Source organism: Streptomyces sp. GbtcB7 (assembly GCF_019091445.1).
In the GTDB taxonomy this organism is placed as follows: Bacteria; Actinomycetota; Actinomycetes; order Streptomycetales; family Streptomycetaceae; genus Streptomyces; species Streptomyces mirabilis.
In genome coordinates, this window is sequence record NZ_JAGXJM010000001.1 from 446719 (window position 1) to 461112 (window position 14394).

The following is a 14394-nucleotide window of genomic DNA, read 5'->3' on the forward strand; positions in this document are numbered from 1 at the left end:
CCCCTTGTGTCCTTCCCTGCGCGCGTGTCCCGGAGTCACCATGACCCCTTACACCTTCGGGGGCAACGGAAGCCGGCGCTCAGGCGTACGACGGGAGCCCGGTGGATGAAGAGGTGGGTGGAGGGGCGTATGGACAGGCGGCAGTACGGCGAGGGCGGGCGCTCACGGGCGGGATCACCGGCACGTACCGCGCCCCTGCCACGCCCCGCCTCCCCGGGCCCCCACCAGGCCCGGACCGTCTCGGACGCCACACCCAGGACGCCCGCCGAGATGACGGCGATCCAGCGCACGGCCGGCAACCGGGCGGCGTCCGTGACCGTGCAGAGGGTGGGGGAGTCGAGCACGAGCGCGCCTCCCGCCACCGAGGAGTCCGGCCGGGAGGACCAGGGCGCGGCCGTGATCACGCGGCTGAGCCGGTCGATCGAGGGCCATGTCGTCGTGGCGAAGATGAAGGTGAACCCTCTGGCGCCGGGCACGTGGTGGCCGGAGCACTGGATGCCGGAGGGGCCCGCGCGCCTGAAGCGCACCCTGGAGCGGCGGGTGATCAGCGGCGAGCTGTTCGGCGCCCAGGACCTGGAGGACATCAGGACGCTCTCCCAGGTGAACCCCCAGTGGCTCGCGAAGGTGGGTATCGGCACCTTCAAGGAGTCCGAGGAGTACATCAAGGGCGACCACAAGGACTGGCTGCGGAACCTTCCGGGCAAACGCATCCTCGCCGCGACCCTGGCCTTCCAGCGGAACGCGCCGGGCACGCGCCCGGCGGGCGCGCCCACCCCGATCGCCCCGGACTACACCCTCGGCCGTTTCATGACCACCAAGGCTCCCGGAGTCTCGGACGCGGAGAAGCAGCCCCTGCGGGCCGAGCGGGACGAGCAGATACGGCAGACCGCCGTCGACACCCTGCACCCGGCCGGACTCCCGTCCGAACGCCTCCACCCCGACGCCGACAAGGACGAGACGGTGAAGCACGCGGCGAAGGACGCGAAGGCTCGTGACGTCTTCACCTCCGTCCTGCTCCTGCTCCAGCACGGACTGAAGACCTACGACCCGGGGGCGGGCGTGGCCGCGCATGTCGACTACCGCGAGGGTGACGTCGTGCGGGCGCTCGCCCACGGCGGCCGGGTCAACATCCGCATCCCCGCGCTGCGCGCGGGCGAGTCGCCCCAGTCGTTGACGGACTTCCTGGGCGTCACGGATCGGGGCCGACGCGCGGGGTTCGTCGACAAGCGTGATTTCGCCACGCACCGCACCGCCATCGAGAAGAACAAGGAGGGGGGCGAGCCGGGCAAGTTCCAGGAGAAGGGCGGTATCGGCGCGTCCGTCGCGAACTTTCTGACGCCGTCCGTGCCCCATGTCGGGCCCGAGCGTCCGCAGCTCATGGGCATGGACATCTCCGGCGGCGGGTTCGGCTCGCAGGACTGGAACGGCGACGTGGTCCTGCCGAACGGCTCGTACGGCCACATGCTGCTGATTCTCACTCCGCCCACCGCCGCCAAGGACGGCTCCCTGCTGGTCGGCATCGAGACGATCAAACCCCATGCCGCGAGCCCGGTCGGCTATGTGCACAACGCCCGGTCCACCGAGGCCACGGCCAACCCCGAGTCGGTCCTGCACGGTCACAAGGGGGACAAGGTCGGCACCGGCGGACTGAAGCACAACGAGCGCCTGGTGGAGCTGCGGGAGCTGGGGAAGGCCCAGGGAAGCGGGGACTGGCGCGCGTTCCTGGACCAGATCAAGCGGGAGTGGCTCGACGAGCTGGAGAAGAACAAGGACGACGTCGCCGAGCAGCGGAAGATGTACGAGCGGCTCGTCGGTCGGCGGCAGCACTTCTACGAGCAGACCGACCAGGCTGAGTAGACCGAGCGGGCTGAGTGGACCGACCAGGCCGAGCGGGCCGGTTGGGTCCATGGGGTCGATGGGCATGGCGAAGGCGGCGGCCCCGGGGATCGGGGGGCCGCCGCCTTCGCGTATGCGGGTGCCGTGGGGCGCCGGTGGTTACCGGTGGGCCGCTCAGTACCAGTTGTGGGCCTGCCAGAAGTTCCAGGCGGCGGCCGGGCTGCCGTAGCGGGAGTTCATGTAGTCCAGCCCCCACTTGATCTGGGTGGCCGGGTTCGTCTTCCAGTCGGAACCGGCGGCCGACATCTTCGAGCCGGGCAGGGCCTGGACCAGGCCGTAGGCGCCGGAGGAGGAGTTCGAAGCGCTGGGGTTCCAGCCGCTCTCGTGCTCGACGATCTTGCTGAAGGCACTGAACTGCGCGGCGTCCGGGATCATCTTGTGCGCGATCGCCTGGGCGGAGGAGGCCTGGCCGGTGGCGGCCTGAGCGGGGCTCGCGGCGAGGACCATGCCGGTGGCGGCGGCGGCCACGGCGGCGGTGGTGAGGACCTTCTTCGGGGAAGCGGCGATGTTGCGGATGAAGGAGACGGACACGCGGAGAACCTCTCTTAGGAAACAGGGCGGTCGCGGTGCGCCCTGTTCCACACGACGTGTGGTGGAGGCGTACATCGGCGCCGCGACCCGGGTGGGTTCGTGGCGCCTGGCGACTGCTTCAGAGAAACAGGCTCAGGGGGGTGTCCGCAATGACCCCTTTTACTAGTGGTGGTCGCATCCGGGGGAAACGCCCCTTGTGTGACCTGGGTCTCAAACCCCAGGTCAGAGGGGTTGACGACGCGTGCATGCCACGCCTTTGGGGCTACTAGCCCGCTTCGTATGTGACGTGGGTCCTATGGGCTGCTTCACCCCGCGACTGGCAGAAGGTGTGCGGGCGGCTACGGGGCGCGTCCGAGTGGTGTGACCTGGGTCGCACGTCACCGGGGTTCGAAGGTGACCGGGGTCTCAAAGGCGGCCCGCCGCGTCGCCCGGCGCAGCGCCTTGAGGAGGGTCGCGCCGAGCGCGAGGGTCAGGGCGACGGTGACGACGGCCCGGCCCAGGTCCCAGCCGAGGGAGGTGGCCAGGCAGTAGGCGAGGAAACGGGCCAGGTTGGCGGGCACGTCGGCGTGCGGGTCGAAGGCGACGTTCGAGGCCAGCGCCCCCATGAAGGGCCAGCCGGCCAGGTTCATGACCGTGCCGTACGCGAACGCGGCGCAGAACCCGTACGCCGCGAGCAGGGCGAGTTCCCCGCGCCCGCGCAGCCGGTCGGGGCCCGGCAGCAGCCCGGCGCCCATCGTGAACCAGCCCATCGCGAGCATCTGGAACGGCAGCCACGGACCCACCCCGCCCGTGAGCAGCGCGGAGGAGAACATGGTCACGGACCCGAGCACGAACCCGAACCCCGGTCCGAGCACCCGGCCGCTCAGCACCATCAGGAAGAACATCGGCTCGATCCCGGCCGTCCCGGCGCCGATCGGCCGCAGCGCGGCGCCGGTCGCGGCCAGCACTCCGAGCATGGCCACCGCCTTCGGGCCGAGCCCGGACTCGGAGATCGTCGCCGTGACGACGGCGACGAGCAGCACCAGCAGCCCCGCGAACAGCCAGGGCGCGTCCTGCGCGTGCGCGGCGACCTGCGAGGTGGGATCGGCGAAGAGCGGCCAGCCGAACCCGGCGACCCCGACGGCGCTCACGAGACAGAGGGCGGCGAGGGAGCGGGGGCCGAGGCGGACGGCTTTCGTCCGGAGCGGGCCTTCCACCGGCGTCATGAGAGGGCCTCCCTGACCTGGGTGACCGTGAGCCACGGCTGCGGCGCGAGCACCTTCGTGACCTGCGGGGCGAAGGACGGGGAGGCGACGACCACCTCGGCCGTCGGGCCGTCGGCGACGATCTCGCCGTCCGCGAGGACGACGACACGGTGTGCGAGCTCGGCGGCGAGTTCCACGTCGTGGGTGGCCAGAACGATCGTGTGACCCTCGGCGGCCAGGCCGCGCAGGACCGTGACCAGACGGGCCTTCGCCGCGTAGTCCAGGCCGCGGGTCGGTTCGTCGAGGAGCAGGAGCGGGGGGCGGGCCGTCAGGACGACGGCCAGCGCGAGCGCCAGCCGCTGACCCTCCGACAGGTCACGGGGGTGGGTGCCGTCCCCGATGTCCGGCAGCAGCTCGGACACCAGGGCCCGGCAGGTACCGGGCTCGGCCCCCGCGTCCTCGTCGGCCGCCGCGCACTCGGCGGCGACCGTGTCGGCGTACAGCAGGTCGCGCGGTTCCTGCGGTACGAGACCCACCCGGCGTACGAGGTCCCGTGGTGCCGTCCGGTGCGGGACCGCGCCCCCGACCAGGACCGAACCGGCCGCCGGTGCGACCAGCCCGACCAGCGTGCCGAGCAGGGTGGACTTCCCGGCCCCGTTGCGGCCCATCAGCGCGATGATCTCGCCGGGGGCGGTGGTGAGGTCGACGCGCCGGAGCGCCTCGACGCGGCCGTGGCGGACGGCGAGCGCTTCGATCGAGGCCGGGGCCGTCGCCCGTGGAACCGTCGTCTGTGGGACCGTCGCCCGCGGGGCTGTCGGCTGCGGGGTCCTCGGCTGCGGGGTCCTCGGCTTGGGGACGAGTTCCGTGAGCCGCTCCCGCAGGGACCCCGCCCTGCGCCGTGCGTCGCGCACCGTGAGGGGGAGCGGGGACCAGTCGGCCAGCCGGCCCAGGTCCACCACCGGCGGGTACACCGGAGAGACGGCCATGATCTCGGACGGGGTGCCGAGCGTCGGCGCGGCGCCCGGGGACGGGAACAGGGCGACCTGGTCGGCGTACTGGATGACCCGTTCGAGGCGGTGTTCGGCCATGAGGACGGTCGTGCCGAGGTCGTGGACGAGGCGTTGCAGGACGGCGAGGACCTCCTCGGCGGCGGCCGGGTCCAGGGCCGAGGTGGGCTCGTCGAGGACCAGGACGCGCGGGTGGGGGGTCAGGACCGAGCCGATGGCGACGCGCTGCTGCTGGCCGCCGGAGAGCGTGGCGATCGGGCGGTCGCGGAGGTCCGCCAGGCCCAGCAGGTCCAGCGTCTCCTCGACGCGGCGGCGCATCACGGCCGGCGCGAGGCCCAACGACTCCATGCCGTAGGCGAGTTCGTCCTCGACCGTGTCCGTCACGAAGTGGGACAGCGGGTCCTGGCCCACCGTGCCGACCACGTCCGCGAGCTCGCGCGGCTTGTGGGTGCGGGTGTCCCGTCCGGCGACCGTGACCCGGCCGCGCAGGGTGCCGCCCGTGAAGTGCGGCACGAGACCGGAGACCGCGCCGAGCACGGTCGACTTGCCGACGCCGGAGGGCCCCACGATCAGGACGAGTTCACCCTCCGGGACCTCGAAGTCCACGCCCTGGACAGTGGGTTCGACAGCTCCGTCGTACGTCACGGAGACATCCTCGAAGCGGATCATGAGGGGTCCTTGGGGGTGGAGGGTTCCCGCGAGTGGGGTGTCGGGGCGACGAAGGCGGGGAGCAGGCCGAGCAGGATCGCCGCCGCGGGCCAGAGGGGCAGGGCCGGGGCGGTCAGCGGGAGGACACCGGGGCTCAGGGCCGAGGCGTCGTACGCGGCGGAGACGATCAGTCCGGCGGCGACCGCGACTCCGGAGCCCGCCACCAGCCAGGCCCGTACGCCCCACACGTCCGGGCGGTAGCGCGTGCGGACCGAGCGGCGCCCGCCCAGCCACAGCCCGCCGAGCGCCGCGGCCACTCCGGCGAGCAGCGCGGGCAGGCCGTAGGTGCCGCCCTCGGCGGTCAGCACTCCGTACGTGCCCGCGCAGACGCCGAGCAGACCGCCCAGCGTCAGAACGGTGGTCGTACGGCGGACGGCGGGCGCCACCTCGGCGGTGCGGCCGTAGCCGCGGGCGTCCATCGCCGCCGCGAGGGCGACCGAACGCTCCAACGCGCCCTCCAGGACCGGGAGCCCGACGTGCAGCAGGCCGCGCAGCCCACGGTCGGGGCGGCCCCGCAGACGGCGGGCGGCGCGCAGCCGCCGGCCGTCCGCGATCAGGTTCGGCGCGAACGTGAGGGCGACGACCACCGCGACGCCCGCCTCGTACAGGGCGCCCGGGAGCGACTTCAGCAGCCGTGCCGGGTTCGCGAGGGCGTTCGCCGCGCCGACGCAGATGAGGAGCGTGGCCAGTTTCAGGCCGTCGTACAGCGCGAAGAGCAGGCCCTCGGCGGTGACCCGGCCGCCGACACGGATGCCCTGGGCCCAGTGGGGGAGGGGGAGTTCGGGGAGGGTGACGAGGAGGTGGGTGCCGGGGATGGGGGAGCCGAGGAAGACGGCGAACGCCAGCCGGATGCCGAGGACCGCGATGCCGAGTTTGACGAACGCGGTGTAGGAGCGGGCCCAGGGGGCGTCGGTCCGGCGGGCGGCCACCACGTAACCGGCCACGGCTATGAGGAGGGCGAGCAGGAGGGGGTTGGTGGTGCGGGAGGCGGCGGTTCCCAGGCCCAGGGCCCAGATCCACCAGGCTCCTGGGGGGAGGGCGTTGGAACGGTGTGCCTTCGGTGCGCGTGTCATCGTCGGTCGCCGTACTCAGGGCCGGCGGCGGCGGGTCTGCCAGACTGCCGCCCCGCCGAGGGCGGCGACCGCGACGACTCCCGCGAGCAGGCCGAGCGACGGGCCGTGCCGGGTCGGCTCGGACGTGGACTTGGCTTTGGCGGTGGTGGGGCTCGGGGTGTGCGGGGTCGTGACCTGGTCGCCGCAGCCCGTCCCCGGGTAGCCCGCGATGGCGCACAGGAGGGCGTTGGTGTCGTAGCGGAGAGGCTTGGCGACCGTCGCGAGGGCCTCGGCCGTGGTCGCGTCGGCGGGGACGCGGGCGCAGACCGTCCGCGGTGCGGGCGGCGTCTCACCGCCCGGGGCGTCCGCGGTCGTGCCGGAGTCGATGACGAGGGCCACCCGCTTGTGGCCCGCCTGGGCGGGCGTCTTCGCGCAGATGGACGCGAAGTCGGCGTGGCCGCGCGGCTTGGAGGCGTCCTGCGAGTCCGCGCTCACCGCGAATCGGAAGCCCTGTACATCGCCGTCGGACGGTCGCGCGGTCGACGGGCCCTGCGTCGCGTAATTCCACTTCCCGCCGGTCAGGTCCCAGAACGACCAGTAGCGGTAGCCGACGGCCCGGGCCTGTCCCGCGCCGCCGAGTACGAGCAGGAGCAGGGACAGGACCAGCGCGCACGTCCGACGGCGGCTCACGGCTGCTGCTTCTTGTTGCGGGCGCTGATCAGGAAGCCGATGCCGATACCCCCGACGAGACCGACGCCGATGATCCACCAGACGCTGACGCCGCTGTCGTCCTGCTTCTTCGCGGCTTCCGCGGCGGACGCGGAGGCCGTGGGCTCGGTCGGGAGGGACGCGGGCGCGGGGCCGGTGGCGTCGAGCTGCTTGACGAGGTCCTGGCCGCCGAAGTCGCGCGGGTCGAACGTCGCCGCGTCGGCGGCGAGGACGAGCTGCGCGTACGCGGCGGGTCCGGACTGCTCGGCCCACTGCGCGGAGTGGGTCTCCAGCCAGCGCATCGCGTCGGCCGCCTTGTCGCCGTGTCCGGCGGTCGCGAGCGCGACGACCGCGTCCGCCGTGTTGCCGTAGTCGGGCTGGTTCTTGGCGCCGGGCATCACCGACGTGAGGTGCTGGTCCTTGGCGAGTGCCTTGACGAGGTACGCGGCACCGTTCTGGGCCGCCCGCTCGGCGCTGTCGGCGGTCCCGCAGGAGAGGGGGTCGGCCACGGGCTTCAGGGGCGCACCGGCGAGGCCCTTGCCCAGGGCTCCGACCACGGCCGCCGCCGTCGCGTCCGCGTTGGCCGCGAGCTTGCCCTTCTTGTCCGGCTGGTAGGCGAACGCGCCCCCGTCGGCCCCGCCGCACGGGATCGACAGCTTCACGAGGGCGTCGTACGGCGACTTGCCGTCCTTGGAGACGTCCGCCGGCTTCGTGCCCACCGCCGCCAGCGCCCCGATCACCACGGACGTGGAGTTCGCGTCGCTCGCGCCGCCCGCCGTGTAGCCCCAGCCGCCGTCCTTGTTCTGCACGGACTTCAGCCATGCGACGGCCTTGCCCGTCTCGCCGCCGTGGCCGCCGAGCGCGGCGAGGGCCTGCACGGCCGCCGAGGTGCTGTTGGTGTCGACCATCGTCTTGGCGTCGCACTTCGCCGACGCGTCGGCGCGGTACGCCGCGAACGCCCCGTTCGCGCACTGCTGCCCGGCCAGCCAGTCGACGGCCTTCGCCGCGGGCTTCACACCGACGGTGTGCTGGGCGAGCAGTGCGAGGGACTGCCGCCAGACGCCGTCGTACGTGGGGTCGGAGGTGCCGTAGAGGCCGGAGGGTATCGCCGGGGCGGGCGAAGGCGAGGCGCCCTCGGCCACGGCGGCCGGCGCCAGGGCCGTGCCGATCACTACGGTGGCGGCCAGTACCGCGGCGCTGCGGCGAACAATCATGACTCTCCCTGCGGGAGCCGGGCAGCACCGGGCGCAGGCTTGGCCCCGAGCGGCTCCGGCCCCGTATCCCTCGACGGTGCCGGCCACCGACGGGCTGCCGGTGGCACGAGCCGGTCACGTCCCGGACGAGGCGATCCGGCTCACCACCGTGCGGCTTCGCGCAGGTGGTTCACGGTTGCGGGTCAGCGCCGGAATTGCACCGGCTTCTCCGCGTACGGGTGTGATGACGACCTGCTCACTGTACCGGCCCGTAGGAACCGCCTGAGGAGTGGCTGCGACGGTGGATAGGTTCGGCGGCATGCGGACGGGGAGACTGATCGGTTCGGGGCGTTCGGCGGATGTCTTCGAGGTGGAGGGGGAGCGGGGCTGGGTGGTGCGGCGGGATCGGGACGGGTGGGGGGACGCGGCGGCCGAGGCGGCGGTGATGGAGTACGTGCGGGGGCACGGGTATCCGGTGCCGGCCGTGCGGGCGGCGAGCCGGACCGAGATGGTGATGGAGCGGCTTTCGGGGCCGACCATGCTGGCGGCGTTCGAGGCGGGGGAGATCGGCGCGCGGGAGGGTGGTGGCGTGCTTGCCGGACTGCTGCGCGCGCTGCACGCCGTGCCCGGTCGGGGTTCCGGCGACGCGGGCGTCCGCGTACTGCACCTGGATCTGCACCCGGACAACGTGATGCTCACCCCGGACGGCCCGAAGGTCATCGACTGGTCCAACGCCGAGGACGGGCCGCCCGGCCTGGACTGGGGCATGTCCGCCGTGATCCTCGCGCAGGTCGCCGTCGGTGGTGAGGTCTACGCGGAGTTGGCCCGCGAGACGCTGGTCGCGATGCTCGACGGGAACGCGGACCGGGTGACGCGGCAGGGGCTTGCGGAGGCGCGGGTGCGGCGGGCCGCCAATCCGACCATGAGCGCACATGAGGTCCAACTCCTCGGGGATGCCGAGGAGTTGATCCGGGCGTTGCTTCACTGAGTGGTGTGGCGCCAGATGTCTCGCATCAACGGCATCGGTCACGGCACGGCTGCCGGAATCGTTGCCTCCGTGGGCTGGCACAGGACCAGGGCGAGATCGTCGGCGAGGGCGGTGCCGGTGTGGGCGAGCAGGCGGGCGTGCAGGACTCGCAGGGCGTCGTCGGGGAGCGGCTCGCGCAGGGCGAGCGCCGCCTCGCCGAGGAGGGGGAAGTGGGCGCCCTCCGCGTCACGGGCCTCGGTGAGGCCGTCGGTGTAGAGGAGCAGCCGGTCGCCGGGCTGGAGCCGGACGCGGTACTGGCGCGGATCGGGACCGAGGCCCAACGGCGTGGTGGGGACGAGGGGTTCGAGGAGTTCGATGCGCCGGCCGGAGCGCAGCGGGGGCGGATGGCCGCAGTTGACGAGCCGCACCTCGCCGGGCGCGAACTCGGCGAGCACCGCGGTGACGAAGTCCTCGGGGCCCAGTTCGGGGGTGAGAAGGGCGTCGAGTTCGGCGGTGAGGGTCGTCAGGTCGGGCGAGGTGTAGGCGAGTTCACGGAAGGCCGTGATGGTGTCGGCGGCCAGCCGGAGCCCCTCGACGCCGTGGCCGCGTACGTCGCCGACGAGGACCCGCAGGCCGTACGGCGTCACCGCGACGTCGTACAGGTCGCCGCCGACGGCCGATTCGTGGGAGACGCTGTGGTACCGGGTACAGACCCGGGTGCCGTCGAAGGTACGGGAGATGGGCCGCAGGATCGCCGTCTGGGTGACCCGGGCCACCTCGTGGGCCCGCGCCAGCCGGTCGCGGAGGCGGTCCCGCTGCCGGGCCGCGTACACGGTGAGCGCGCAGCCGACGAGGAGTCCGCCCCAGCGGATGCCGAAGCCGGTGCTCGGCACCGCGTCGTTGCCGACCCCCATGGCCAGGCCCAGGACGGCCGACCAACAGCACACCAGCACGGTGTGCCGGACATCGAGCCGGGCGCAGGCCAGCAGCGGGCCGATGAGCAGCAGGGTGATGAGTGGCGGTACCCGGTCGAAGAGCAGATCCGGGACGGCGATCAGCAGACAGATGACGAGCGGCGCGAGCAGCATCCGGCGTTCCCGCCGCTCCGGCCGATCCCGCTGTTCTTGATGTCCTTGGTCTTCTTGGCGTTCTCGTCGATCTCGCTGCCCCTGCTCCCTCGTGCCCATCACCCGACGATCTCCGAACGAAGACCGCCGCACCCTCACCAACAGGGAGTTGATCGCATCTCGTCGAAAGGTGCCCGGAACTGTCGAGGTGCCGACGCTCTTCTGTCCGAGTTCTCGGACCGTCGCCGGAGCCGGTCATGATCCGTCCAGACTGGTTGCTGTGTCCGACAAAACGACCGAGCCGACGCATCCGACCGGCGGCGGCCCCGGCAATCTGCCGCCCGAGACGCACGGCTTCGTCGGACGGCGGGAGGAACTCCGGTGGCTGGAGACGGAGTTGGACCCCTCGGTGGGCATACACCGGCTCCTGAGCGTCGTCGGCGTCGGCGGAGTCGGCAAGACCCGGCTCGCCCTGCGCGCCCTGGGCCGGGCCCAGGAGGCCTACCCCGACGGCGTCTGGCTGGTGGAACTCTCCCCCCTGCACACCGCGGGCCTGGTCGGCCTCGCCGTCGTGGAGGCGCTGCGGCTCACCGACCAGTCCACCGGCCCCGTCACCGAGGTGGTCGCCGCATGGGCCGACGGCAAACGGCTGTTGCTGGTGCTCGACTCCTGCGAACACGTCCTCGCGGACTGCGCCGCACTCGTCGAGACCCTGCTGCCCGCCCTCCCCGGCCTGCGTGTCCTCGTCACCAGCCGCGAACCGCTCGGACTGCCCGGCGAACTCGTACTGCCCCTGGACCTGCTGCCGGTCGCCGACGACGCGGTCACCCTGTTCGCCGACCGCGCCGCCCTCACCGGGTTCACCCTCGACGACACCAACCGCCCCACCGTGGAGGCCGTCTGCCGCCGCCTCGACGGCATCCCGCTCGCCCTCGAACTCGCCGCCGCCCGCCTCTGCGAACTCTCCCTGGCCCAGCTCCACGGCCGGCTCGGCGAACGCCTGCCGTCCCGGCTCGACCTGCTCAGCGCCCCGCGCGACGGTGCCCGACCGTCACGCCACCAGACACTGCGGACGGCGATCGGCTGGAGCCACGAGCTGTGCGCACCGCTGGAGCGGCTGCTGTGGGCCCGGCTCTCGGTGTTCGCGGGCGGCTTCTGCGTGGGCGCCGCCGAGGAGATCTGCGCGGGCGGCCCGCTGCCCGCCGGACGGATCGCCGCACTGCTCGCCCGGCTCGTCGAGCAGTCCGTCGTGCAGCGCCACCGCACCGACCCGGCCCGCTTCCGACTCCTCGACACCGTCCGGGAGTTCGGCGCCGACTGGCTGCGCGCCCTCGGCGAGGAACACGCCGTACGGCTGCGTCACCGCGACCACTTCCGGCGGCTGGTCCGCCAGGGATGGACCGAGTGGAACACCGGACGGCAGGTCGCCTGGTGCGAACGCACCCTCACGGAACACGCCAACCTGCGCGCCGCGATGGACTGCGCGCTCACCGACCCCGACCGCCGGATCGCCCTGGGGATGGCGGCCGACCTCGGCTTCCTGTGGCGGCACTGCGGCTCCCTGCGCGACGCCCAGCACTGTCTGGACCTCGCGCTCGCCGCCGACCCGCCGCCCGGACCCGACCGCACCCGCGCCCTGTGGGCACGTGGCGCGGTGGCGCTGCTCCAGGGCGACCTGGAGGTCGCGGCGGACTGGGCGGAGCGCTGTACGGACGCGGCGGACACCCAGGCCGACCCGGTGGCCGTGGTGGCCGCCGCGTACCTCACCGGGGGCCGGCTGGCCCTGAGCGGCCGGCTGGGTGAGGCGATCGAAGTGCTGTCCGCCACGCCCCGACTGCCCATCAGGCAGGACGGGTTCGGGGCCGCCCAGCTCCAGGTCCGGGTGGCGCTGTCCTTCTCGCACCTCCTGCGCGGCGACCACGACCGGGCGCGGACGGTGGCCGAGGAGGTGCGCGAGGCCAGCGTGGAGTGCGGGGAGTCGTGGGCGGGCGCCTTCGCCGACGGGATCGTCGCCCAGACGGACCTGGCCCGCGGCGAGGTCCGCGCCGCCGTCGACAACGCCCGCACCGCGCTCGCCGGGCACGGCCTGCTGCACAACACCGTCGGCGCGGCCATCGCGCTGGACGTCCTGGCCGCCGCCGTCGTCGCGGCCGGCGACGGCCTGCGCGCCGCCCGCCTCCTCGGCATCGGCGAACGCGTCTGGGAACTCACCGGCCGGGCCCAGATGGACTCGCCCGACCTCCTCGCCACCCGCCGTTCCCACGAACTGCGCATCTGCGCCGAGATCGGCGACAGCGCCTACCGCGTGGCGTACGAGGAGGGTTTCGGGATGCCGTACGAGGAGGGGCTCGACTACGCGGCGGAGGGCCGGTGACGGGGGGTGGGGCCGCCGAAGGGCAGGAACAGGGTGCGGGTCGAGAGCAGCCATGTCCCGTCGACCCTGCGGAAGGTGTCCTCGTAGTGACCGATCTGCACGGGAGGTCCGGCCGGGACCATGCCGCCGGTGTGGCCGTCGACCCGGTAGGTGGTGAAGTACGAGGTGGCCCGCGCCTGGGTCGGTGAGTCCACGGTGACCAGGACGTTCGCCATCATGCGGCGCGAGAGCCGGTCCGCGGGGCGCGCGCCGAAGTACGTGCGCAGGGCGGCACGCCCCTCGACGAGCCGATCGCCCTCCGGCCACCGCCAGGCGCCGTCCTCGGTGAACAGGTCGGCGACGGAGCCGGGTTCACCGAGGTCGAGACGGTGGACGAAGTCGAGGACGAGACGCTCGCAGGCGCGCTCGGCGAGAAGTCGTTCGAGGGCGGGCTGTTCGAGAGGGTCCATGAGCTGTTGCTATCAGCTCCGGGCTTGCCGTCTCCAACGCATTACAGCGCCACGCGAACGCGGTACTGCGCCTCGCGAACGCGTTACAGAGCCACGTACGTCACCGGATCACTCCCCGTCACCGCCTCCGCCCGGCCTAGTTTCACCAGCCGGCGCACATGGGCCTCGGCCTCCGACACCGCGATGTTGCGGGAGGTGAAGGGGATCTGGTCCCACGGGCGGTTCCACTCCATGCGCTCGGCGAGCTGCCAGGCGGTGAGCGGGGTCGACAGGAGGGCGAGCAGACCGGTGAGCCGGTCCTCATGGTGGGCGAGCAACTCCCGCACGCGGCCGGGCGCGTCGGTGAAGGCGTGCTGGTGGGCCGGGAGCACCTCGGCAGGGTTCAGCCGGCCGACGCGCTCCAGGGCGTCCAGATAGTCGCCGAGGGGATCGGCGACCGTGGCGTCGTCGGGATCCTCGTACAGGCCGATGTGCGGGGTGATCTTCGGGAGCAGGTGGTCGCCGGAGAAGAGGCGGCCGTTGCCCGGGAGAGCGGCCGGGTGGGTCTCCTCCAGGTGGAGGCAGACGTGGCCGGGCGTGTGGCCGGGGGTCCAGATCGCGCGCAGGCGGCGGCCCGCCAGGTCGAGGAGCTCGCCGGGGACGATCTCGCGGTCGGGTAGCGCGGGGGCGAAGGCGGGCAGGCCGGTGGAGAGCCGGGCCGTGCGGGCCGCGCGCAGCAGGGCCACGTGCTCCTCGGGGGCGCCCGAGGACGCCAGCTTGTCCGCCAAGTAGGAGAACCAGCGGTCGGGCCGGTTCTCCCGGGTCCGCCGCACGATCGCGGTGTCCAGCGCGTGCATCGCGATCCACGCCCCGGAGGCCTCCCGCACCTTGCCCGACAGACCGTGGTGGTCGGGGTGGTGGTGGGTGATGACCACGCCGTGCACCTCGGCGACGGAGACGCCGCAGGCGGTGAGCCCGGCGGCGAGGGCGTCCCAGGAGGCCGGGTCGTCCCAGCCGGTGTCGATCAGCACGGGGCCTAGATCGGTGTCGACGAGATGGACCAGCGTCGTGCCGAGCGGGTTGTCCGGGATGGGGACCCTGATCGACCGTACGCCCCCGCCGTGATCGGTCACCTGCGTCATGGGTTCCCACCAATCGCCGTGTTCTCGCCACTATAACTAGAACCGATTCCATTGGGTGCTCAAACCAACCGTTCTGTGGGCGCTGCGCGAGTCATGGGTCCGGCCCGTGGACTCCTCCGACCGGAGCTGGTATCAGT

Annotated in this window: 12 protein-coding genes and 1 riboswitch; of the genes, 3 read left to right on the top strand and 9 right to left on the bottom strand. The window is 72.9% G+C overall.

Annotation, left to right across the window (positions count from 1 at the left end; genetic code table 11):
• Positions 1–129: 129 nt before the first annotated feature.
• Positions 130–1857, top strand: a complete 1728-nt coding sequence (locus KVT44_RS02005; RefSeq protein ID WP_254648804.1) for a PE-PGRS family protein — start codon at positions 130–132, stop codon at positions 1855–1857.
• 153 nt (positions 1858–2010) lie between these two features.
• On the opposite strand, the gene KVT44_RS02010 is transcribed toward KVT44_RS02005, so the two are convergent.
• From KVT44_RS02010 to KVT44_RS02035, 6 genes are all read right to left on the bottom strand, one after another.
• Positions 2011–2427 carry a transglycosylase SLT domain-containing protein gene (locus KVT44_RS02010; RefSeq protein ID WP_190168635.1) on the bottom strand — a complete coding sequence of 139 codons (417 nt, stop codon included), beginning with the start codon at positions 2425–2427 and terminating at the stop codon, positions 2011–2013.
• A gap of 377 nt (positions 2428–2804) precedes the next feature.
• The gene (locus KVT44_RS02015; RefSeq protein ID WP_190168634.1) at positions 2805–3632 is read right to left on the bottom strand and encodes an ECF transporter S component; all 828 of its coding nucleotides are present in this window, start codon (positions 3630–3632) and stop codon (positions 2805–2807) included.
• Positions 3629–5287 carry an ABC transporter ATP-binding protein gene (locus KVT44_RS02020; protein WP_217565835.1) on the bottom strand — a complete coding sequence of 553 codons (1659 nt, stop codon included), beginning with the start codon at positions 5285–5287 and terminating at the stop codon, positions 3629–3631. The genes KVT44_RS02015 and KVT44_RS02020 overlap by 4 nt, the downstream gene beginning before the upstream one ends.
• Positions 5284–6399, bottom strand: a complete 1116-nt coding sequence (locus KVT44_RS02025) for a CbiQ family ECF transporter T component (RefSeq protein ID WP_217565836.1) — start codon at positions 6397–6399, stop codon at positions 5284–5286. The genes KVT44_RS02020 and KVT44_RS02025 overlap by 4 nt, the downstream gene beginning before the upstream one ends.
• A 15-nt stretch (positions 6400–6414) precedes the next feature.
• Complete coding sequence (locus tag KVT44_RS02030) at positions 6415–7068, bottom strand: SCO2322 family protein (protein ID WP_217565837.1); 654 nt, start codon at positions 7066–7068, stop codon at positions 6415–6417.
• Positions 7065–8300 (bottom strand): prenyltransferase/squalene oxidase repeat-containing protein, encoded by a 1236-nt coding sequence (locus KVT44_RS02035; protein ID WP_217565838.1) that lies wholly within the window; start codon positions 8298–8300, stop codon positions 7065–7067. Before KVT44_RS02035 ends, KVT44_RS02030 begins: the two co-directional genes overlap by 4 nt.
• A gap of 111 nt (positions 8301–8411) precedes the next feature.
• Positions 8412–8550, bottom strand: a riboswitch (cobalamin riboswitch).
• Between the two features lie 48 nt (positions 8551–8598).
• Between KVT44_RS02035 and KVT44_RS02040 the strand changes: the two genes are divergently transcribed.
• Positions 8599–9267, top strand: a complete 669-nt coding sequence (locus KVT44_RS02040; protein ID WP_217565839.1) for a phosphotransferase family protein — start codon at positions 8599–8601, stop codon at positions 9265–9267.
• Positions 9268–9305: 38 nt separating this feature from the next.
• On the opposite strand, the gene KVT44_RS02045 is transcribed toward KVT44_RS02040, so the two are convergent.
• A complete protein-coding gene (locus KVT44_RS02045) occupies positions 9306–10334 on the bottom strand; it encodes a PP2C family protein-serine/threonine phosphatase (RefSeq protein ID WP_254648806.1) in 1029 nt (342 codons plus the stop codon).
• A gap of 259 nt (positions 10335–10593) precedes the next feature.
• Here KVT44_RS02045 and KVT44_RS02050 point away from each other — a divergent pair, with 259 nt between their 5' ends.
• Positions 10594–12687 (top strand): hypothetical protein, encoded by a 2094-nt coding sequence (locus tag KVT44_RS02050; RefSeq protein WP_217565841.1) that lies wholly within the window; start codon positions 10594–10596, stop codon positions 12685–12687.
• On the opposite strand, the gene KVT44_RS02055 is transcribed toward KVT44_RS02050, so the two are convergent.
• Both KVT44_RS02055 and KVT44_RS02060 read right to left on the bottom strand, forming a co-directional pair.
• The gene (locus KVT44_RS02055; RefSeq protein ID WP_217565842.1) at positions 12666–13136 is read right to left on the bottom strand and encodes a nuclear transport factor 2 family protein; all 471 of its coding nucleotides are present in this window, start codon (positions 13134–13136) and stop codon (positions 12666–12668) included. The genes KVT44_RS02050 and KVT44_RS02055 overlap by 22 nt on opposite strands.
• Before the next feature lie 83 nt (positions 13137–13219).
• Complete coding sequence (locus tag KVT44_RS02060) at positions 13220–14257, bottom strand: MBL fold metallo-hydrolase (RefSeq protein WP_217565843.1); 1038 nt, start codon at positions 14255–14257, stop codon at positions 13220–13222.
• Positions 14258–14394: the final 137 nt, after the last annotated feature.